The sequence below is a fragment of the Bacillus sp. P4_D3 genome, assembly GCF_056401855.1.
Genome location: NZ_JBFUIN010000823.1, coordinates 1 through 1285 on the forward strand (window position 1 = coordinate 1; position 1285 = coordinate 1285).

Annotated in this window: 1 protein-coding gene; it reads left to right on the plus strand. The window is 34.6% G+C overall.

All coding sequences use genetic code 11. The features are described 5' to 3' along the window. The first annotated feature begins 238 nt into the window (after positions 1-238). Positions 239-1279: a YkvI family membrane protein gene (locus tag AC1DTM_RS27015; RefSeq protein WP_002158216.1), complete on the plus strand. Its 1041-nt coding sequence runs from the start codon at positions 239-241 to the stop codon at positions 1277-1279. Positions 1280-1285: the final 6 nt, after the last annotated feature.

Sequence of the window (1285 nt, forward strand, 5' to 3'; positions counted from 1 at the left end):
CATACAATCCACTCCTCTTATCATGTTACTATCTTTTAATAACCTAACTTCATTTTACCATATATCCCCTATTCTTCCGAATGAACAGCTTATATGTAACAAAGTTTTAACAACCTTAATATTTCCCTAATATCATATAATTCATGTATCCTTTCAACTACTTCATATGTCTAATTGTCCAAGCTCACACATATGCATAATAGTAAGTTAAGCTCATCATAGAAGAAAGAGGGATAACATGGACAATCAACAATGGCAAGTAGCAAAGAAAGTCGCTGCTACTTATATCGGAACGGTCGTTGGAGCTGGATTTGCTACTGGGCGAGAAATTGTTGAATTTTTTACAGTTAACGGATTGTACGGGACCATCGGCATATGTATAAGTGGATTTTTTTTTATTTGGCTCGGTACAAAAATGATGTTACTTTCATCACAAATCGGGGCATTTTCAGCGCAAGAATTTAATAAATATTTATTTGGAGATGTATTTGGAAATGTCGTAAATACTTTATTATTACTCGTATTATTTGGCGTAACTAGCGTTATGTTATCAGGAGCCGGGGCAGTATTTGAAGAACAACTCCGTCTCCCGAGACAACTTGGTATTTTCATCACAGTCATCGCCTGCCTCATTATTGGGAGCCGGGGGTTACAAGGTGTTTTTGAAGTGAATACACTTGTCGTACCTATTATGATGATTTTTATTATCGGACTTGCTATTACAACCTTTATTCATGGTACAACTCCTATTATTGAAACTGTTCCTACAGAAAGTTGGAATATGAAATGGATTACTAGCCCTATTACATATGTCGCATTAAATCTTTCTCTCGCCCAAAGTGTTCTCGTCCCATTGGCCAGTGAAGTAAAAGATCGAAAAGCTATTTTATGGGGTGGCATTTTAGGAGGCGCGGGGCTTTGCTTTATTTTATTATGTAGCCATTTAGCAATATTATCAGTTGATCAATTTTATCAATATAACATCCCAATGGCTGAAGTTGTAAGAAGGTTTAATGCAACTTTCCATTTTTTCTTTGTTCTTATCATTTTTGGTGAAGTATTCACAACATTAGTTGGGAATATATTCGGAATGACAAAACAAATGCAATCCATTACCGGATGGAAAAGTAATAACATTATTTATTTCATATTACTAATTAGTTATTGCTTTAGTTTCATCGGATATAGTGAATTACTTCATATTCTATACCCTATTATCGGTTGGGTGAGCATCATTTTACTACCGATTATTGCCTTTAAACAACTTCAAAAAACATGAAAAAAC

Bases quoted from the DNA above. Each gene is read 5' to 3' on its own strand.
- AC1DTM_RS27015 (WP_002158216.1), top strand. From the start codon at position 239: ATGGACAATCAACAATGGCAAGTAGCAAAGAAAGTCGCTGCTACTTAT.